Genomic DNA, 23,347 nt, shown 5'->3' with positions numbered 1-23,347 from the left:
TCTAATTAATCTTTTCTAATATAGCCTTATAGGTAATACTTTCTGTTTACTTAATAAAAAAGTTGTTATTCTATAACAACTTTTTTATTAATTGTACCCTTATCAGTATTTATTTTTACAATGTATACACCAGTTGGTATGTGTTTTTTAATGTCTAATTGGTAAGATGTTTTCTGTTCTTTAATATTCCAGAAACTTACTTCTTTACCAAGAATATCAAACAACTCTACCTTGTTAAGGATTACATCTAAATCTTTAGAAACCACAATACTATGATTTTTATTATCTGCATAAATACGAGTAGTATTAGATAAAATATCTCCCTCTAAACCAAGTACACTATTTTCTACAAAAGCAAGTACAAAGCGTTCTGAATAAACACCTTTATCTAATGTTAAAGTGATTTTTCCGTCAGTAATACGATGAGAAGTTCCTGATAATTTATCAGTAATGTAAATATCTCTAGAAATATTTTGTTTCTCATCAATCATAATATCTACTTCACCAGAATATCCCATTGTAATTTCTAAAGGAACTTCTAAGTCATCAGAGATTGATTGTACACCAGCAATTACATATTTTTTGTCATCATTAGAAAACTTCCAATACATATCTGTAACATCAACTCCATAAGCCTCTGAGTCTGCTCCGTTATCGTAACCAAATGAATTTGTTTCTTGAAAAGAGATTCCTATTTGATGGTGAAGTAATAATTCTTCAGCATTTTTATATTCAAACCCTAATTTAATAATAGGCAGTAAGTTATTAGTACTTGCCGTTTTGGCTGCACTCCTTTTTTTACTTCCTTTAAAAAATACAGATTCTGAGTTTACTCCTCCTTCTTCAGTAACAAATGCTCTTTGGCTGTTATTAAAGCTAATATTTCCCCCTGTTCCATTTCCTTCCACAAAGAATCCTTGTGCTATTGCTATATAAGGCTTTGGCTCTTTATAAACACTTGGATCGTCTCCTAAACCAGAAGTACCATTATTATTATTACTTGGAAGTGAACTATTTGCAGCTAACCCCATCGTTAAGTTTAGAGTTGCATAACCACCTACATAACCACCAAATATATGACCATCAATTCCGGTTCCCTCTCCATTAGCACTTTTTTGGTGATCCCAGAAATAAAGTGTCTGCTCTATAGAACCTACATTATCTTCCATAAACTTTCTTGCATTCATTGCTGAAGGAAAAGGATTACCAATTAGATAATCTTCTTCTGCATTTATAGGTGTAGAAGTATCAAATTCTCCATCATTAGGTACACCTACAAAAGTATAATTCTGCGGTCTACCAGGTCCTTTAAAAATGAATCCATCACCACGAGATATAGATCCCGATCTGTACTTATGTACCCAATTAGATCTTCCGTTAGTTCCAGGAGCATACGTATATATCCAATAGTCTGCTAATGAAATAGGATCTGTAGCAGCTCCATCATAACCTTGAATAAACTTAATATCTTTTGCCAACGTAGTACCAATAATAGAGGTAGCATCTAATGGTGTAGTACCATCTTTTAAAACATCTTTTACCGTGAATTTATAATCAACTATATTTGAAATAACAGGAGAACTCATATAACCATATCTATATAAACTAGGTATTTCTGAATTTTGTTCTACCAATAATTTACCAGGAACAGTAGGTAAAGTACTTGTAACTGTACTACCACCAGTATGCGTTTGCACTAATTGCGAAGTACCTGCTAAACGAATATTACCATCTAAAATAAGATCATTAGTAACTACTAATAACTGATCGGTTACCGTTAAATTAACAGCTGTATTTACCTTTAATTTTCTAGCACTTAATCGATTACCTGTGTGCTCAAAATCTTGATTGATTACTACAGAACGAGACCTGTCTGGAAAACCGTTAGTCCAAGTATTACTATTAGAATTTGAAGTAGTAATATTTATTGTATGTAAACCTAACAAAGTATTTGCCTCTGTACTAGATGTTTTAATTTCTGAAATTAAAGGATCTTGTGGATGTCTTCTTGGAATAACAACAGTGCTACCAGGATTATTTACAGCCTGATAAGGTGCTATATTATCATCTATAAAAGCTACCCATTCTGAAGCTTTATAGTCTTTATTAGTTGTTAAGGTTTCATCTATTCTTACAAACGACGTATTGTTTGTAATGCTAGAAATTACATCATATCTATTTTCCCATGAAAAACTTCCTTCTGCTGTTGAAAGTGTAATAATATCATCACCTCCATTAATATCTGTTAATGCATCATTTATTACAATTGTTGCATCAGCTGCTATTTCTGAATTTAAAATTATTGAATTACTAGAATTTTTAAATAAAACAGAATTACCAGCTTCTAGTATGGTACCAACTGTATAAGAAACATCTGGAGCAATACCTGTTTGATCTCCTGATTTATCTTTGTACAATTGTACTTTAATGGTATTTGCAGGGATATCTGTTATACCTATATTGGTGATTTCAATCCATCTTTCCTTAACCGCATCAGTATCAGCACCAAATTGATATACTTGTGTAATCATTGCATCTGCTGAATCTGGTACATCTCTATAATCTACATCTCCTCCAGTAATTACATCTCCATCGGTGTCTGTAAAGTTATCTGCTTGTGTATTGTCATACTCTCCATTTACATCCGTATATCCTTGGTCTGTATCGCCTGTTTCTATTGCATCTACTAATCCGTTAGTGCCTACAACACCTGTTACAACACCATTACCATCATTTGCTAATCCACTTCCTGATTCAATAACATCAAAAATACCATCGTTATCAGAATCTAAATCTATATAATCTGCAGTATCAGCACCGTCTGTATTTACAGGTACAATAAGAGCTCCAATAACACCAGAACAATTTATTCCGGTACAATCAGGATCATATGCATCATCTAAACCATCCTTATCGGTATCTGCTCCTGAAGGTGCTACATAACCTAAAGTAGTTTGTGCTTCTATATTGTCTGGAATTCCATCATTATCTGCATCTAAGTCTAAGTAATCTGGAATACTATCTCCATCTGTACTTGTTGGTGTTAGACCTGTATTTGCTGTTGTAGGTATACCATTTGAACCTGTGTTATCTGCATTGTTATCATCATCATCTGCTTTTCCATCATTGTTTGCGTCTGTTCCTCCTGCTTCTGTTACATCTGGAATACCATCGTTATCTGAATCTAAATCTAATAAGTTTAATTGACCATCTCCATCTGTATCATCTGTACTTGGGTAAGAATCTGGTTTACCATCATTGTTAGCATCATCTCCTGTAATAATTAATACACTTGAAGTGTTTTCTGATACTCCATCTTGCCCAACATCTCCATCAACAGCATCACTAAATCCATCGCTGTCTATATCATCTGTTAAAGTACCATTAGCATTAAGACCGTCTACTTTACCATTACCGTCGGTATCTAAACCTCCAGCTTCTACGATATCTGTAATACCATCATTGTCTGAATCTAAGTCTTGGCTATTTGGTACGCCATCGCCATCGGTATCTAGATTTGCTAAACTGTTACCTCCATTATTTACATCATAACGATCATCTAAACCATCGTTGTCAGTATCATTGATTAAGGTACCATTAGCGTTTAAATCATCTACTTTACCATTACCATCTGTGTCTTCTCCTCCTGCTTCTACAATATCTGCAATACCATCATTGTCTGAATCTAAATCGAAATGATTTGGTACACCATCGCCATCGGCATCATATACATCCGGAATTCCATCGTTATTAGAATCTGTATAGTTCGTTGTACTTCCGTCTCCACCGTTTCCGTTATCGGTTGTGTCTTTGTAGTTTGGTATGCCGTCGCCATCTTCATCGCCATCTGCAAAATTTACTCCGTTTTCTGCAGTATCAGGAATTCCATCATTATCGTCATCTAAATCTACGCTATCTGGAATACCATCATTGTCATTATCCTGTACATCTCTATAATCTACATCTCCACCAGCATTTACATCACCATCGGTATCTGTAAAGTTATCTGCTTGTGTATTGTCATATTCTCCATTTACATCCGTATATCCTTGGTCTGTATCGCCTGTTTCTATAGCATCTACTAATCCGTTAGTGCCTACAGTACCTGTTACAACACCATTACCATCATTTGCCAATCCACTTCCTGATTCAATAACATCAAAAATGCCATCGTTATCAGAATCTAAATCTATATAATCTGCAGTATCAGCACCGTCTGTATTTACAGGTACAATAAGAGCTCCGATAACACCAGAACAATTTATTCCGGTACAATCTGGATCATACGCATCATCTAAACCATCATTATCTGTATCTGCTCCTGAAGGTGCTACATAACCTAAAGTAGTTTGTGCTTCTATATTATCTGGAATACCATCATTATCTGCATCTAAGTCTAAGTAATCTGGAATACTATCTCCATCTGTACTTGTTGGTGTTAAACCTGTACCTGCTGAAGTAGGAATACCATTTGAACCTGTGTTATCTGCATTGTTATCATCATCATCTGCTTTTCCATCATTGTTTGCGTCTGTTCCTCCTGCTTCTGTTACATCTGGAATACCATCGTTATCTGAATCTAAATCTAATAAGTTTAATTGACCATCTCCATCTGTATCATCTGTACTTGGGTAAGAATCTGGTTTACCATCATTGTTAGCATCATCTCCTGTAACAATTAATACACTTGAAGTGTTTTCTGATACTCCATCTTGCCCAACATCTCCATCAACAGCATCACTAAATCCATCGCTGTCTATATCATCTGTTAAAGTACCATTAGCATTAAGACCGTCTACTTTACCATTACCGTCGGTATCTAAACCTCCAGCTTCTATGATATCTGTAATACCATCATTGTCTGAATCTAAGTCTTGGCTATTTGGTACGCCATCGCCATCGGTATCTAGATTTGCTAAACTATTACCTCCATTATTTACATCATAACGATCATCTAAACCATCGTTGTCAGTATCATTGATTAAGGTACCATTAGCGTTTAAGTCATCTACTTTACCATTACCATCTGTATCTTCTCCTCCTGATTCTACAATATCTGCAACTCCATCATTGTCTGAATCTAAATCGAAATGATTTGGTACACCATCGCCATCGGCATCATATACATCCGGAATTCCATCATTATTAGAATCTGTATAGTCTGTTGTACTTCCATCTCCACCGTTTCCGTTATCGGTTGTGTCTTTGTAGTTTGGTATGCCGTCGCCATCTTCATCGCCATCTGCAAAATTTACTCCATTTTCTGCAGTATCAGGAATTCCATCATTATCGTCATCTAAATCTACGCTATCTGGAATACCATCTTTATCATTATCGTTATTTTCGGCATCTCTATAATCTACATCGCCTCCAGTATTTACATCTCCATCGGTGTCTGTAAAGTTATCTACTTGTGTATTGTCATACTCTCCATTTACATCCGTATATCCTTGGTCTGTATCGCCTGTTTCTATAGCATCTACTAATCCGTTAGTGCCTACAGTACCTGTTACAACACCATTACCATCATTTGCCAATCCACTTCCTGATTCAATAACATCAAAAATGCCATCGTTATCAGAATCTAAATCTATATAATCTGCAGTATCAGCACCGTCTGTATTTACAGGTACAATAAGAGCTCCGATAACACCAGAACAATTTATTCCGGTACAATCTGGATCATACGCATCATCTAAACCATCATTATCTGTATCTGCTCCTGAAGGTGCTACATAACCTAAAGTAGTTTGTGCTTCTATATTATCTGGAATACCATCATTATCTGCATCTAAGTCTAAGTAATCTGGAATACTATCTCCATCTGTACTTGTTGGTGTTAAACCTGTACCTGCTGAAGTAGGAATACCATTTGAACCTGTGTTATCTGCATTGTTATCATCATCATCTGCTTTTCCATCATTGTTTGCGTCTGTTCCTCCTGCTTCTGTTACATCTGGAATACCATCGTTATCTGAATCTAAATCTAATAAGTTTAATTGACCATCTCCATCTGTATCATCTGTACTTGGGTAAGAATCTGGTTTACCATCATTGTTAGCATCATCTCCTGTAACAATTAATACACTTGAAGTGTTTTCTGATACTCCATCTTGCCCAACATCTCCATCAACAGCATCACTAAATCCATCGCTGTCTATATCATCTGTTAAAGTACCATTAGCATTAAGACCGTCTACTTTACCATTACCGTCGGTATCTAAACCTCCAGCTTCTATGATATCTGTAATACCATCATTGTCTGAATCTAAGTCTTGGCTATTTGGTACGCCATCGCCATCGGTATCTAGATTTGCTAAACTATTACCTCCATTATTTACATCATAACGATCATCTAAACCATCGTTGTCAGTATCATTGATTAAGGTACCATTAGCGTTTAAGTCATCTACTTTACCATTACCATCTGTATCTTCTCCTCCTGATTCTACAATATCTGCAACTCCATCATTGTCTGAATCTAAATCGAAATGATTTGGTACACCATCGCCATCGGCATCATATACATCCGGAATTCCATCATTATTAGAATCTGTATAGTCTGTTGTACTTCCATCTCCACCGTTTCCGTTATCGGTTGTGTCTTTGTAGTTTGGTATGCCGTCGCCATCTTCATCGCCATCTGCAAAATTTACTCCATTTTCTGCAGTATCAGGAATTCCATCATTATCGTCATCTAAATCTACGCTATCTGGAATACCATCATTGTCATTATCGTTATTTTCGGCATCTCTATAATCTACATCGCCTCCAGTATTTACATCTCCATCGGTGTCTGTAAAGTTATCTACTTGTGTATTGTCATACTCTCCATTTACATCCGTATATCCTTGGTCTGTATCGCCTGTTTCTATAGCATCTACTAATCCGTTAGTGCCTACAGTACCTGTTACAACACCATTACCATCATTTGCTAATCCACTTCCTGATTCAATAACATCAAAAACACCATCATTATCTGCATCTAAATCTATATAATCTGCAGTATCAGCACCGTCTGTATTTACGGGAACAATAAGAACTCCGGTAACACCAGAACAATTTGCGCCGGTACAATCTGGGTCATACGCATCATCTAAACCATCCTTATCGGTGTCTGCTCCTGAAGGTGCTACATAACCTAAAGTAGTTTGTGCTTCTATATTATCTGGAATACCATCATTATCTGCATCTAAGTCTAAGTAATCTGGAATACTATCTGCATCTGTACTTGTTGGTGTAAGACCTGTACCTGCTGAGGTAGGAATACCGTTTGAACCAGAATTGTCTACATTGTTATCATCATCATCTGCTCTTCCATCATTGTTTGCGTCTGTTCCTCCTGCTTCTGTTACATCTGGAATACCATCGTTATCTGAGTCTAAATCTAAATGATTTGGAATACCATCATTATCCGTATCTAAAGCCGCACAATATTTAAGTTCAAATAATTGCGTTGTAGCTTTACTATCGTCTCCACTTTCTTTACCTACTACAATAATAATTTCATTTAAAGGACCTTGAGAAGATATTAAGACCGCATTAGATGGAGCATTTGCTCCGATAGCGTTACTTAAAACAGATTGCCCTGTAATTATATAGCTTCCCGAAGCTAGTGTACTATTGCTAATTGTTAAAGCAGTATTTGAACCGTTTAAATTGGCTAAAAAATCAGTTCTGTCAGAATGATCTAAACCACCCCATTTAAATTCTACATTAAATACCGGTTGTGTAAAAGTTATTTTATACACTGCAGCACTAATAGTTGCTGCATTTGCAGGATAAAAAGAACCTGTAGGGAAATTAGTAAAACTAGGTTGCGCATTTATATAGTTCCCATTTACCCCAACCGTAGGTCCTTGGCTAGAAACACCCGCTGCCCATTGAGCAGCATTTATTAATTCATAACTAAAAGTAGCACTTGTACCTCCAAAAGAATAAATATTTGCAACATTACCAGAAGCATTTCCTCCATTTGTATTTGTTGAAGTGTTTGTAAAAGCTTGTCCTAAATCTATGTAAGAAGTAGAAGGACAACTAAAGCCTTCATCAGTATCTAAGATACCATCATTGTCATCATCTAAATCTACGCTATCTGGAACACCATCTTTATCATTGTCATTATCTTGAGCATCTCTATAATCTACATCTCCACCGGTATTTACATCCTTATCTGTATCTGTAAAGTTGTCTGCTTGTGTATTGTCATACTCTCCATTTACATCCGTATATCCTTGGTCTGAATTGCCTGTTTCTATATCATCTACTAATCCGTTAGTACCTACAACACCAGTTACAACACCACTTCCATCATTTGCCAATCCACTTCCTGACTCAATAACATCAAAAATACCATCATTGTCTGCATCTAAATCTATATAATCTGCAGTATCGGCATTGTCTGAGTTTACAGGGTTTATTATTGCTCCGCTTACACCAGAACAATTTGCGCCGGTACAATCTGGATCATACACATCATCTAAACCATCATTATCGGTGTCTGCTCCTGAAGGTGCTACATAACCTGTTGTAGTTTGTCCTTCTATATTATCTGGAATTCCATCATTATCTGCATCTAAGTCTAAGTAATCTGGAATACTATCTGCATCTGTACTTGTTGGTGTAAGACCTGTACCTGCTGAGGTAGGAATACCATTTGAACCAGAATTGTCTACATTATTATCATCATCATCTGCTCTACCATCATTATTAAGATCTGTTCCTCCTGCTTCTATAACATCTGGAATACCATCGTTATCTGAATCTAAATCTAAGTAATCTGGAATACTATCTCCATCTGTATTGGTTGGTACAATAGTACCTGTACCAGCTGAAGTTGGAATACCATTTGAACCTGTATTGTCTGCATTGTTATCATCATCATCTGCTCTTCCATCATTGTTTGCATCTGTTCCTCCTGCTTCTGTTACATCTGGAATACCATCGTTATCTGAATCTAAATCTAATAAATTTAATAGACCATCTCCATCTGTATCATCTGTATTTGGGTAAGAATCTGGTTTACCATCATTGTTAGCATCATCTCCTGTAACAATTAATACATTTGAAATATTTTCTGATGTACCATCTTGTCCTACATCACCATCAACGGCGTCATTAAAACCATCGCCGTCTGTATCTGTAAATACACCATCTACAACACCATTATTATCAGTATCAGTACCTCCTGCTTCAATAATATCTGTAACACCATCATTATCTGAATCTAAATCTTGGCTATTTGGTACTCCATCGCCATCTGTATCTGGGTTACCTATACCACTACCTCCATTATCAACATCATAGCGATTATCTATACCGTCGCCGTCTGTATCATTTATTAAGGTACCGTTAGCGTTTAAATCATCTACTTTACCATTACCATCTGTATCTTCTCCTCCTGCTTCTACAATATCTGCAATACCATCATTATCTGCATCTAAATCTTGGCTATTTGGTACGCCATCATTATCGGTATCTATATTTGTAAGATCTGTACCTCCATTATTAGAATCATATAAATCATCTAAACCATCGTTGTCCGTATCATTTATTAAGGTTCCATCTGGGTTTAAGGCATCTACCTTACCATTACCATCTGCATCTGTACCACCAACTTCTACAATATCTGGAACACCGTCATTGTCTGAATCTAAATCTAAATGATTAGGGATACCATCTCCATCTTTATCTAAACTACTAACAACACCATTTACAATAGTAGAGCCATTTTCTGCTGCATAGTCTGGATCTCTGTAATTTATTATTCCATCATTATCTGAATCTAAACTTGGATCTGCAGATAAACAAACGTAAGGAGATAAAGGAAAACTAAGGCTTCTTGTAAAAGATAAATTAGAAGAACCTATATTACCAGCTTTAAGAAAAGGGTCTCCTTGTCCTTGCACTACTCCGTCATAATCTAATCTATAAAAAGAAGTTCCGTTTTCATTAGTATTATCACTAGTTACACCCCTTGAAGTTCTTAAAGTAAATGTATATTGACCTTCTACAGTTGTAATAAATTCTAAATTAAGAACATCATCTGCATCGGTATAAGGACCACCACTTTGTGATACAAAACCAGACGGTCCTGTTAAAGTCCAAGTAGTTCTAGTTTCGAAAGCATCTAAATCTAAAAATAGAGTTATTTTAGATTCTGTAAGATATGTAGGGCCATCAGGACATAGTTCTTCTATATCTAAAATACCATCATTATCATCATCTACATCTGCTATATCTAAAATACCATCATTATCTGAATCTGTATTTGCAAAATTTACATTATCTCTATAATCTACTTCTCCTCCAAAAGATAAATCATTATCAGTATCACCTAAATTACTTGCATTTGGTGGGTTTATACCATCATTTACTGTAAAGCCAGAATTTAAAGAATCATCATTATCATCAAAATTATCGTCTAAACCATCATTATCTACATCTGTATTAGCCAAAACATTATCAGTATCACCATTTTCAGCAATATCAAGAATACCATCATTATCTGAATCTGAATCTAAATAATCTGGAGTATCAGTACCATCTGTATTTACAGGTGTTATTTTAAGTATTCCTGTTGATGTATCTTCGTAAGAATCATCAATACCATTGTTATTGTTATCTGTTATAGAAGTACCAATACCGCTTGGTGCAATGTAACCATTTGTAGGTTGTGCTTCTATATTATCTGGAATACCATCATTATCTGCATCGATGTCTAAATAATCTGGAATAGCATCTCCGTCAGAATTTATAGGAGTAACTCCACTTACAGCAGAATTAGGCACACCTTTAGTAGTACCAGAAGTACCTACAGATCCATCTGCCTTACCATCGTTATCTAAATCTAAACCACCTGCTTCTGCAACATCAGAAATACCATCATTATCTGAATCTAAGTCGTAAATATTTAAAACTCCATCTTTATCTGTATCTCCAGAACATATACCTCTTAAAATACTAAATGCATCTAAAGCAATATCTGCCCCTAATTCTTCTGGATTAGTTTGTACTAAAACAATATCTATATTTTTTGTTGCTGGTGCAGTAAAATCTGTTTCGTTTAACTGCCAATTTTGATTACCCTGTGTAATATTATTTAAACTAAAATTAGGTATTCCTGCAGGTGTACTTGTACCAGCATTATAAAATTCAAACGAATAAGAACTAACATGAGGATCTGTATTTGAAATTTCTGCTGCATAAACCGCTACAGAATAGGTTACACCTTCTACAATAGATACGTTACCAATAGAAACAATTTCTCCAAACCTACCATTTCCATTATAATCCGTACTAAGTACCCTACAATTATTATTAGGATCGCCTATAAATTCTGGAAATGCATTAAAAACAGCAGCTTTACCTGATGGTACCGGATGCAAACCTTTAGTAGACTCTACAACACCCGTTGTTGGTTGCCAACCTGTTATTGTTGAAGGATCTAAAAGATTAACACCCCCACCTTTTGGTATGTTAAAACTAGGACTAAATAAACAAGCAGCGTCATCAACACCAGCATCGGTAACAAAACCAGCTGCCTCAAAACCTTCTGTAACAACAGGCACAGAATACGTGAAAGTCCCACATTCTTCAGTATCTAAAACACCATCGTTATCATCATCTAAATCGCAAATATCATTAATACCATCGCCGTCATGGTCACCTGCTGTAGGTGTACCTACTATTGCCCCATCGGTACATGGATGATCTACAACGGTTGTTTCAGAATCATCAAAAACCAGATTAGAAAACCAGACATACCCTGTTACAGCACTTCTTGCTGTTACACTAAATTCGAAGGAAGATTTCAACCCAAGATTTACCCCAACCCAAGCTTCTTGATCAGCTGGCGAATGGTTGTTGGTTCCTGAAATTGCTATAAAATTACCTGCCGTAACACCATCTATAGAAGTACCTTGGTTTGTAGCAACAACTAGATCTGCGAGCGGATTATTGGATAGTTCATAACTCACAACATCACTTTGGCGGTACTCTACTTTTTCAGTACCAGCACCGTTCCCAGGATTAGTAGTAGTATTATCTATATCTTTAAATCCCCAATTAACGAGCACCTTAATAGGCGTACCACCTGTTGCCGACGGCGTTCCCGATACTAGAAATTCAATTTTAAAATCTACAACAGTATCTTCATAACTACTGCTATAAGTACCATTTGCACTACCTACCCCAGGATTACTATTATTAAGTAATATTTGACTTGTCCCATTCTCAAAATCTATCGGAATATCAACGTTAGGGTTTCCATTTAAAGTTGCTCCAAGAGCAGTGATACGCATATCAAAACTAACCGTATTATAAGTTCCTACATTTTGGTAATATGCCACATCTCCAATATCAGAACTAGCCCCTCCAACATTAAACACAGTTCGTGAACCAAAGGTCATTGGCGTGCCACTTTGCGCATTAACATTACTAAATACAAAAGCGAAACATACTATGATAAATAGACTGCTTTTTAAAAATAAAAATTGAAATGTTTTTTTCATAATGAAATATATTAAATACCAATACCTTTTTACTAATTTGTTAACTTATTTAATGAATTAAAGTGCTTCCAAGAGACTTTTTTTTTATTAAGCATATTCAATTTTTAATTACTGCTCCTTAAAAAAACTATTTTAATCTACCACTTTATATCTTCTTTTAACGTGAACACAGAATTACAATTAACCTGTACCCCTGTTGTTTTAAAATGACTTATTTTCCGTGTAATTTCCCTTACACCAATTAATATCAAACACCTTTTAGACCCCTATTTATTATTTACGTCACATTATTTAAACTAAAATTAGGGATTCCTGCAGGTGTACTTGTACCAGCATTATAAAATTCAAACGGATAAGAACTTACATGAGGATCTGTATTTGAAATTTCTGCTGCGTACACTGCTACAGAATAGGTTACACCCTCTACAATAGATACATTACCAATAGAAACAATTTCTCCAAACCTACCATTTCCACTATGATCTATATCAAGACCTCTACAGACATTTACAGCATCACTTGCATCTGCTGCAAACGCATTAAAAACAGCTGCCTTACCTGATGGTACCGGATGTAAACCTTTAGTAGATTCTACAACACCCGTTGTTGGTTGCCAGCCTGTTATTGTTGAAGGGTCTATAAGATTAACACCCCCACCTTTTGGCACATTATAAGGCAAAAATGCACAAGCAACGTCATCAACACCAGCATCGGTAACAAAACCAGCTACTTCAAAACCTTCTGTAACAACAGGCACAGAATATAAGAATCCCATAAATTCATCTATATTTAAAATAGTATCATAGTCAAAATCATCTTCTGGCAAGGTACCTCCACAAGCTGCCATTGTAGTTGTAGCTAATTCTTTTACAGTTAATGTGGTTTTTGTAATTTCTTTTGAAGAAATAATTAAACTACTCGTTGCTACACCTTCGGATAAATTTTTCCAGAAATTATTAAATTCCTGTAAAAAACCAGTATATTTAACGGCTTCATTGTTAATAGTAACGTAGTTAACTAATTTGTAATTGTTTTCTGCTTTTTCAATTTCGTTTGCAGATGTAAGAGGTGTGAAAAATAGAAAACTCCACACAAAAACAGGCATAGATGCCCTGTTTGTTAAACTCAATAAGAACTGTCCCAACATCTTTTATTTTTATAAATGTTTAAAATTAATTTACATTATTATACAAAATATAATGTTAGGGGACTTATTGCAAAAATATGTTTTATAAATACTTAACACCCCTTTTAAAAAGACGAATTGTACTTTAAAAGAGACATTAAAAAATTATTTTACATTATTTTTAGACTTTTATCTATTTTTTTTAGACATTAGTAAAATATAGACTATTAATTTAGGCTGTTACAATATATTAAAGTTTAATTTTACAATGATTAAAAACCTCTAATGAAATCGATATTTTTTTACTTACTTTTATGCTTATCTATACTTACAAAAGCGCAAACAAATATTGACACTGTAACTATAAATAAAAAACTAACTAAACTTCAGCTAGAAACTGCAATTGTACCTATTGACACTACAAAAAATAGAATTTACAAGCTTCTACATCAACTAAACCACATAAAAAACTCGTTTACAAAAGAAGAAAGAGCAACAAAGACAGGCAAAGCTATAAAAAAAATATACACCAACACCGTACTTAGTTTAATAGAAAATGTTTTTTTTAACGAAGGTAAAATAGATTCTATTAAATATTATCATTCTTTATTAGAAAAAAACAATAGTGATTACTACTCGTTAGGACGAACTATGAAATATGTAGGTTTTCTAAATAATCAAAAAAATGATATCGCTAATGCAGTAAAAAACTTTAATAAAAGTATTGATTACTTTGATAAAGCAAATGCTAAAATAGATGAATTAGAAACTATATTAATGCTAGCTGCAATCTATATTTCCTATGATTTACCGAGTTACGTAGAAGAAACCATTGCTATTTTTGAAACTCGCTTTAATAGTTACAAAAAAGAGCTTACCCCTGAAGATTATAGACTTGTAGAAATTTCATTTAAAACAATGAAAGCGTCTTGGATATCTGCAGGAGGTGATTGTAAAAAAGCGCTTTCTATTATAAAATCGATTAATTTAAATGGAGTTAATGATATAAATACGTTAGCAGATTATTACGAAGAAAGTATGTTTGTACATCTTGATTGCGGCAATTACGACGAAGCTCTAACTTGCTTAAAAGAAGCATATGATGAAAAATATAATAATTTTAAGGAATTTGAACAATTTAAAAACGGCCATTACTTAACTATTTACTTAGAAAAAAAAGACTTAGAAAAAGCTGCTTATTATGTAGATCTCCTAAAAAAAGATAGCACCATTAATGAGAACACAGATATCTCTATAAACAAATCATATTCTAACTTTTACAAAGCTACAGGCAACTATAAATTAGCGTTACAATACAAAGAAAAACATCATCACATATTAGATTCTATTAATTCATTAAAATCTAAAATTACAAACGATTTAACTATTTACAAACTAAAACTAAATAACGAAGTTGTAAAGCTAAATGCACAAAATAAGAGCCAAGAAATTATCAACAAAAGAACAAAAGAATACTTAATTTATGTTTTTATTGCAATAATTTACATCTTGCTATTTACTTTCTACAGAATCTCTCATATCAGAAATAAAAAGAGGTATATATTAAATTTAGAGTTAGAAAAAAATAAAGAAATAGTTGCCCTTAAAAACTTATACATACAAAATCTATCACACGAAATAAGAACACCAATTACTATTATTATTGGTTACTTAAGCTTGATTAGACAAAATATTTTTGATAGCGCTAAAATACTCGATTATACAAACAAAACACTTAAAAGTAGCGAACAATTAACCGCTTCTCTTAATGATTTTTTAACCTTATTAAAATTAGAAAACAAAAAAATAATATCGAGTACAGAATCTAAAAACTTAGGTGCTTTTCTAAAAAAAATAGTTTATTCTTTTGAAGGCAACGTAACTTTAAAACGTATAAATTTATATTACAAAACAAATATAAAAGCCACCAATAAGAATTTAACCTACGATTACAATAGTCTTACCAAAATTATACATAACCTAATTACCAATGCTGTAAAATACACACATACGGGCGAAACTATTTATGTAGAAACTTTAGTGAATAAAAACGAATTATTAATTACCATAAAAGATACTGGTATAGGAATCTCTGAAGAAGAAATTCCTCATATTTTTTCAAGATTCTTTCAATCTAAAGAACACATAAATTCTGGTGGCTTTGGTATTGGTCTTTCTTTAGTTTCTGAATTAATAAAAAATTTAAACGGAAAAATAGACGTAAAAAGTAAAAAAAATAAAGGCACTACATTTACAGTAACATTACCGCTTGATAAAAATAATGACCTACAGGTTACAGAAAACACCTCTGACTATATTTTAATTAACGAAAAAGAAGACTCTGAAAAAGAAAAAAATTCGAAAAAAAGAAATTTACCTAAAATTCTAATAGTAGACGACAATACAGATATTTTAATTTACTTAAAAGAATTACTTTCTACAGAGTTTAATTGTTTTACCTGTTACAATGGTAAGGATGGATTAACGTTAGCTAAGGCATATCAATTTAATTTAGTTTTATCTGATTTATACATGCCTATTATGCAAGGATTTAAATTTAAAGAAGAATTAAACAAATTAGACAATTATAAAGAAATTCCTTTTATATTGATGTCTGCATCACCACCAGAAGAAACAGAAGCTTTAAAACTTACTCTTGGTATTGATGACTTTATAGTAAAACCATTTAAAGCAAAAGAAATTCAATCTAGAATTTATAATCTCCTAGAAAATAAAATATACAGAGACAAATTGCAAAACATTAACTATGATGACATAGAAATGACTAGTTATAATTCTGAATTTGTTAATAAAGTAAGATCTATTATTTTAGAAAACTTAAACAACTCAGAGTTTTCTGTAAATGACTTAGCCATAGCCTGCAATTATAGCACAAAACAATTGGGAAGAATTTTACAAGCAAAAACAGGCTTATCTACTGTAAAAATTATCTTAGAAATACGTTTATTAAAAGCCTATGAATTAATTTTAAAAAATGAATACCAAACAATAAAAGAAGTTACGTTTGCTATTGGCTTAAATAGTACAGATTATTTTAATAAAGCTTTTACAAAAAGATTTGGCATAAAACCTAGCGAACTAATCAAATAACAAAACAGCAAACTTATAAATATTAATATCACTTAGAAAAAACCTTTCTAAATGTAAAAAATCCTAACAATTTAAATTGTTAGGATTTTTTTGTTGGCCTACAAGGACTCGAACCTTGAATGTCGGTACCAAAAACCGGTGTGTTACCAATTACACCATAGGCCAATACTCTAATGCGGGTGCAAATTTAAACCTTTATTTAGAACTTGCAAACATTTTTTTATTTTTTTTACATTTAACAAACATTTAAGATGAAATTATCACTTATAAAAGCGCTTCTCAACTATTTTTATTCATATTTATTAGTAAATTCGCCACAACTTATTAAAAGACTATGACATCAGCAAATTTTAAAAAATGGAACATCATCTTAGGATGGGCTACATTTGTAATTGCTTTAATTACATATACCCTAACCTTAGAGCCAACTGTGAGTGCCTGGGATTGTGGAGAATACATTTCTACCTCAGTAAAATTAGAAGTTGGTCACCCACCAGGAGCACCTTTGTTTCAAATGTTGGGCGCATTTTTTGCAATGTTTACGTCTAGTTTAGATCAAATTGCTAAAATGGTAAACTTTATGTCTGCCTTGGCGAGTGCATTTACGATTTTGTTTATGTTTTGGACAATTACCAACCTAGCAAAAAAACTGGCTTTAAAAACAGGTGAAATTTCCGAAGGAAAATACATTGCCATTTTAGGAAGTTCTATTGTAGGCTCTTTAGCATATACGTTTTCAGATAGTTTTTGGTTTAGTGCCGTAGAGGGTGAAGTATATGCAATGTCATCATTTTTAATGGCTTTATTATTCTGGTTAGGTTTAAAATGGGAAAGCGAAATACATACTGCTAGAGGTAACAAATGGTTAATTCTAATTAGTTTTGTTGTTGGTTTATCATTTGGAGTACACATTCTATCATTATTGGTAATACCTGCCATTGTAATGCTATATTTCTTTAGAACATATAAAGAAATCAATTTAAAAACAACTGCAATTGCAACCATAATTTCTGTAATTGCGTTAATGTTTGTTTTTAAATTCTTATTCCCGTTTACCTTAAAATTCTTTAGTGCTTCTGAGTTGTTTTTTATCAATTCTATAGGAATGCCTTATAACTCTGGAAGTATTATAGCTGCCTTAATTTTAGTAGCATTGTTCTATTTCGGATTAAATTTTACACGCAAAAAAAACAAAATACACGCAAATACTTTAATACTTTCTGTATTGTTTATTATGATTGGTTTTTCTTCTTGGATGATGCTACCAATTAGAGCAAATGCAAATACTACTATTAACGAGAACAATCCTTCTAGTGCTCGTGAATTATTAGCCTATTATGATCGTGAACAATATGGTGATGCCAATGTTTTTTATGATACCTATTACTCTAATGCATACGAAAGAACACAAGATGCAAACAAGCCTTACAAAGACGATAAACCTAAGTATGAGAAAAGAAACGGTAAATACGAAATTGTAAACAACTACAAAGGCGTAGTACCAAATTGGTCTGATAAACACAAAGGTTTTATACCTAGAATGGTAAATTCTGCATCAGAAAAAATGTACAAATCTATTGCCGGAATTCCGCAAAAAAGTAAACGTAGACCCACATTTGCAGAAAACATTAAGTTTATGATGAGCTACCAATTTGGCTACATGTACGGACGCTATTTTATGTGGAACTTTGTAGGAAGACAAAATGATATTCAAGGAAACTTAGATGTCTTTAACGGAAATTGGCTTAGCGGAATTAATGCCATTGATGAAGTTCGATTAGGTTCTCAAAAAGACCTTCCATCACAAGTACTAAACAATAAAGGAAGAAACAAATATTACTTTTTACCTTTAATTTTAGGAATTATAGGATTGCTTTACCAAATTAAATGGGATAAAAAGAATTTCTTTACACTTTTCTTATTCTTTGCTTTTACGGGTTTTGCTATTATTTTTTACACAAATCCAAGGCCTTTTGAACCAAGAGAAAGAGATTATGCAGTTGTAGGAAGTTTTTACATTTTTGCCATCTGGATTGGTTTTGGCGTACTTGCTTTATATGAATATTTAAAGAATTTTGCGAATAAAAAAATGGTTGCCATTGCAGTTTCTTTAGTTTCTCTTTTAGCAGTACCAACCTTAATGGCTTCTCAAAACTGGGACGATCATGACAGATCTAATAGATACACAACACATTTAAATGCACAAGCTTATTTAGAAAGTTGTGATGAAAACGCAATAATGTTTACCATTGGAGATAATGATACTTTCCCACTATGGTATATGCAAGAAGTAGAAGGCATTAGAACAGATGTTAAACTGGTAAACACCTCTCTTTTTGCAACCGATTGGTATATAGATCAAATGAAACGAGCTACTTATAAAGCAGCTCCTATTCCATCGCAATTAAAACACGATCAATATAAATACGGAACTTTAGACGTTGCTTATTCAATGGATCATCCTCGTTTTAAAGATTCCGTAATGACCATTAAAAACTTTATGCGATGGATTGCTTCTGATAGTGATGCTACGTATGTTGAAACAGAAAACGGTCAGAAAGAAAAGTTTTATCCAACTAATAAAATTAGAATTCCTGTTAACAAACAAATGGTCTTAAAAAACGGAATAGTAGCTCAAAAGGATGCAGATAAAATTGTGCCTTATATTGATATTACTATTGATGATAGAGCCTTATTTAAAAATAGAATTTTAATGTTAGATATTCTTGCCAATAATAATTGGGAAAGACCTATTTACTTTACAGGCGGCGCAAATGCTGCCGAAGAATATCTTTGGTTAAAAGATTACTTACAATTAGATGGTTTGGCTTATAAATTAGTACCTATTAAAACACCAATGGCTAAAAAGAGTTTGTTTGACATGGGAAGAATCGACCCAGAGAAAATGTATACAAACATTCAGAAATGGAATTGGAGAAATATTAATGACGGTAAAATCTATTTAGACGAACAAACTAAAAGAAATTCTATTTCTTTACGTAATAGCTTACTGCGTTTATCTGAAGCTTTTGGTAAAAAAGGTGATACTGTAAAAGCATTAGAAATTTTAGATTTATCTCTAGATAAAATGCCAATTAAAGACTTTGATCACTATAGCTTATCTTTAGGGTATCCAGAAGCTTACTATCACTTAAAAGACTCTAAAAAAGCAAGAGAAACATCTAGAGTTTTAATTGATTTATTTAAAGAAAAACTACTTTGGCTAAGTACTTTCTCTAAAGAAGATACAGAACTTATTTTTGACGACATAGACACAACCTTGTACATGTACAGAAACATTATTAGTCAGGCTGAAGCCGGAGAGGTTGACAAAGAATATTTAGATGCTTTACAAAACGAATTTATAGACATTGTAAAGCTCTTTAATCACCTCATTCCTGATGAAGAATAATAGTTTATAAATGAAAAGTTATTTCCCCAGAACGCCACGTTTTATTATGAGATTATTCTCTAAATATACGTGGCGTTTTAACGCCCAGAAAAAAGAAATTTTTCTAACTTTTGATGATGGACCAACCCCAGAAGTAACCCAATTTGTTTTAGCCGAATTACAAAAATACAAGGCAAAAGCCACCTTTTTTTGTATTGGAAAAAACATACAAAATCATCCTGATATTTTTAAGAATATAATTACAAATGGGCATGCTATAGGAAACCATACGCAAAACCACTTAAAAGGTTGGAAAAACAAAACCGCAACTTATGTTGAAAATGTTTTAGAATGCGAGAAAACAATTGAACAATTTAAAAAACCAGAATACTCAAAACTTAAAACTCAAAACTTAAAACTTTTCAGACCGCCTTACGGAAAGATAAAAAAAGCACAAGCTAAAGAACTCATAAAAAGAGGCTATAAAATTATTATGTGGAGTGTTTTATCTGCTGATTTTGACACAACGATTTCTAATGAAAAATGTTTAGAAAATGCTTTAAAAAACACCAAATCAGGTAATATTATTGTTTTTCATGATAGTGTTAAAGCTGCCGAAAGAATGCAATATGCACTGCCAAAAGTATTAAAACATTTTTCTGATAAAGGGTTTGTTTTTAAGTCGATATAGAAATTACAGAATGTCATTTCGAATGAGCTTTTTAACACTTCAACAAACTCAGTGTGACATTGTAAATTTTCATTAATATTACTATTCAATATATTAGTTTGAGCTTACCGAAGACTTTATGGCTTCTTATCTATTTAATTGTTTTTTCCCTTTGTCATTCCTGTGAAAACAGGAATCCATACTTAATTTGATATAGATTCCTGCCTACGCAGGAATGACAATTAGTTGCTAAAATCATTTTACACAAAATCTACTTTATAATAACATAGTATATTTTACTATAAGTAGCCAATAAAACGCCCAAATTATCATTTCGAAATGAGCTTTTCGCGATTGAGAAATCTTATAATTTTCCTTCATTTTAATAATCGCATCTCGATACTAATTTCATAAAAAAATGAAATTTACTCGATGTGACAAAAAGTGAAAATAGAGATTGCTTCGTGCCTCGCAATGACGGATCGTTTTTTACACTACCTACCAAATAGAAACACAGAAAACATAGTGTATTTTGCTTTTAAAAAAGGAAATCATACCTCCAAATGTCATTTCGAGATGAGCTTTTCGCGATTGAGAAATCTTATAACTTTCCTTAATTTTAAGGATCGCATCTCGATACTAATTTCATAAAAAATAAAATCCACTCGATTTGACAGTAAGCGAAAATAGAGATTGCTTCGTGCCTCGCAATGACAAAGGTTAGCAAACAAGCTCTAGCCCTGATTGAACCTTTCGACAATGCTCAAAACAGGCTATCTGTTTGAGCTCTTTTTTACTGTCAGTTCGAGTGAATTTTGAAGAATGAAAAATTTGTATCGAGAACAGAAGTAAAAAAAGCGAGTAGTGAAAGCAGGAAATAGCTTCTAAAAAAATTAAAGGTATTCTTGTATCAAACCAATTAAGGTATTTGCGTCTTGCAAACCAGTTTGACGCCATTTCATTTGGCCATTTTTATAGATCATAAAAGTAGGGTTTCCCTTTACTCGCAAAGCATCTGCCAGTAGTTCATTCTTTTTAATATCTATCTTAATTACTTTGGCTTTTTCACCCAATGCAGCAGCTACATCTCTTAGGGTATGTACTGCGTTATCTGCATCATTCCAATCTGTATAAAAGTCGATTAAAACAGGTTTTTCAGTACTAATTATATCACCAAATTTTGCCATAATATAAATTTTTTAAAAGAGGGAAAATGTGTAAATATCTATTTGTAACTACACAAATATAAAGAAAAGTAATTAAATGGTCTGATTATCAAGCTTTCTTCAATTCTATCACCGTAATTTCTGGCCAAATTCCTACTCTACCCGGAAATGCATGATACCCAAAACCTCGGTTTACATTAATATATCTACCGTATTCTTCGTACAAACCTGCCCATTGTTTGTACACATATTTAGAAGGACTCCATTTTAACCAACCCGGAATTTCGATACCCATTTGCAAACCATGTGTATGACCACTTAAAGTAAGGTGATAATTAAAAGGATCTTTTTTTACTTTATATTCCCAATGACTTGGATCGTGAGACATTAATATTTTAAAATCTTCTTTTTTGATGTTTGCAGAGGCTTTTGCCAAATCGCCTGCTTGGTTAAATCCTTTTCCCCAATTTTCTACACCTACTAAAGCAATTTTTTGTCCGTCTTTTTCTAAATAACGATGCTCATCTAACAATAAATCGAACCCTATTTTTTGATGAATGTCTTTTACTTTTTGAAAGTTGTCTATTTTATCTTGCGGATTCTCCCAATCCATATAATCGCCATAATCATGGTTACCAAGAATGGAATACTTGCCTTCTTTAGCTTCTAATTTATCAAAAACATCCATCCAATTATCCATTTCATCGGCTTTATTATTTACAATATCTCCTGTAAACAACATGATATCCGATTTTTGCTGATTGATTAAATCGACTCCGTATTGTATTTTTTCTTTATTGGTAAAACTACCAGAATGAATATCGGAAATTTGAGTGATTGTAAATCCATCGAAAGCATCAGGTAAATCTTTAAAACTCAATTGATATTTTAAAACTTTGTAATTGTATTTCCCTTGAATAATTCCGTAAATAAAAGCTGCAAAAGGTATTGACGCCAAACCTAAAGCTAATTGAGAAATAAACTTTCTTCTACCTGCCAAAGCTTTTGTTTCTCCGCTAGAAACGGCAGAAAATAATTTTAACACCCAACGATATGCATCTTCTCCAAAAAGTAATATGATAATAACAAGTTTAGGTATAGAAACAGTTAACAACAACCCCATTGCCATTTGAAACTGTGGCGTTTGCCCCTCGCTTCTAGAATAGGTTATAATGTTTACAAAAAAATTAATATAAACCGCAATGCTTACTAATAGAAAGGAATAACGAACTATTTTACTTTTAGAAACCATTTTAAATGCTTGAAATGTATAAATTTCTACGAGTACAATAACAATTGTTAATATGATTAAAGGAAAAACCCAACGTGGCATAGTTCTATTTTAAAATGGTTGCAAAGATAACTGTTTAA

At 33.0% G+C, this 23,347-nt stretch carries 7 protein-coding genes and 1 tRNA gene; 3 read left to right on the top strand and 5 right to left on the bottom strand.

Features of this window, described 5'->3' with window-relative positions; translation table 11 throughout:
- Positions 1 to 65: 65 nt before the first annotated feature.
- Complete coding sequence (locus tag WG951_RS12530; protein WP_340914350.1) at positions 66 to 12,512, bottom strand: T9SS type A sorting domain-containing protein; 12,447 nt, start codon at positions 12,510 to 12,512, stop codon at positions 66 to 68.
- A 277-nt stretch (positions 12,513 to 12,789) separates the two neighbouring features.
- Entirely contained in the window at positions 12,790 to 13,617 is an 828-nt protein-coding gene (locus WG951_RS12525; protein ID WP_146105287.1) for a hypothetical protein, read from the bottom strand.
- 306 nt (positions 13,618 to 13,923) lie between these two features.
- Between WG951_RS12525 and WG951_RS12520 the strand changes: the two genes are divergently transcribed.
- Positions 13,924 to 16,749 carry an ATP-binding protein gene (locus tag WG951_RS12520; protein WP_105049485.1) on the top strand — a complete coding sequence of 942 codons (2,826 nt, stop codon included), beginning with the start codon at positions 13,924 to 13,926 and terminating at the stop codon, positions 16,747 to 16,749.
- Between the two features lie 93 nt (positions 16,750 to 16,842).
- Here WG951_RS12520 and WG951_RS12515 read toward each other — a convergent pair.
- Positions 16,843 to 16,914, bottom strand: a tRNA-Gln gene (locus tag WG951_RS12515).
- 169 nt (positions 16,915 to 17,083) lie between these two features.
- Between WG951_RS12515 and WG951_RS12510 the strand changes: the two genes are divergently transcribed.
- Together WG951_RS12510 and WG951_RS12505 are read left to right on the top strand one after the other, a co-directional pair.
- Positions 17,084 to 20,161 carry a DUF2723 domain-containing protein gene (locus tag WG951_RS12510; protein WP_105049486.1) on the top strand — a complete coding sequence of 1,026 codons (3,078 nt, stop codon included), beginning with the start codon at positions 17,084 to 17,086 and terminating at the stop codon, positions 20,159 to 20,161.
- Between the two features lie 10 nt (positions 20,162 to 20,171).
- Complete coding sequence (locus tag WG951_RS12505) at positions 20,172 to 20,831, top strand: polysaccharide deacetylase family protein (RefSeq protein WP_211296733.1); 660 nt, start codon at positions 20,172 to 20,174, stop codon at positions 20,829 to 20,831.
- An 872-nt stretch (positions 20,832 to 21,703) separates the two neighbouring features.
- On the opposite strand, the gene WG951_RS12500 is transcribed toward WG951_RS12505, so the two are convergent.
- Positions 21,704 to 21,997, bottom strand: a complete 294-nt coding sequence (locus WG951_RS12500) for a thioredoxin family protein (protein ID WP_105049487.1) — start codon at positions 21,995 to 21,997, stop codon at positions 21,704 to 21,706.
- Between the two features lie 88 nt (positions 21,998 to 22,085).
- A complete protein-coding gene (locus WG951_RS12495; protein WP_105049488.1) occupies positions 22,086 to 23,309 on the bottom strand; it encodes a metallophosphoesterase in 1,224 nt (407 codons plus the stop codon).
- Positions 23,310 to 23,347: the final 38 nt, after the last annotated feature.

It is taken from the genome of Polaribacter butkevichii (assembly GCF_038024105.1).
GTDB classification, from domain to species: domain Bacteria; phylum Bacteroidota; class Bacteroidia; order Flavobacteriales; family Flavobacteriaceae; genus Polaribacter; species Polaribacter butkevichii.
The sequence above is the reverse complement of the archived record's forward strand: the minus strand, read 5'-3'. Positions and strand labels throughout refer to the sequence as shown.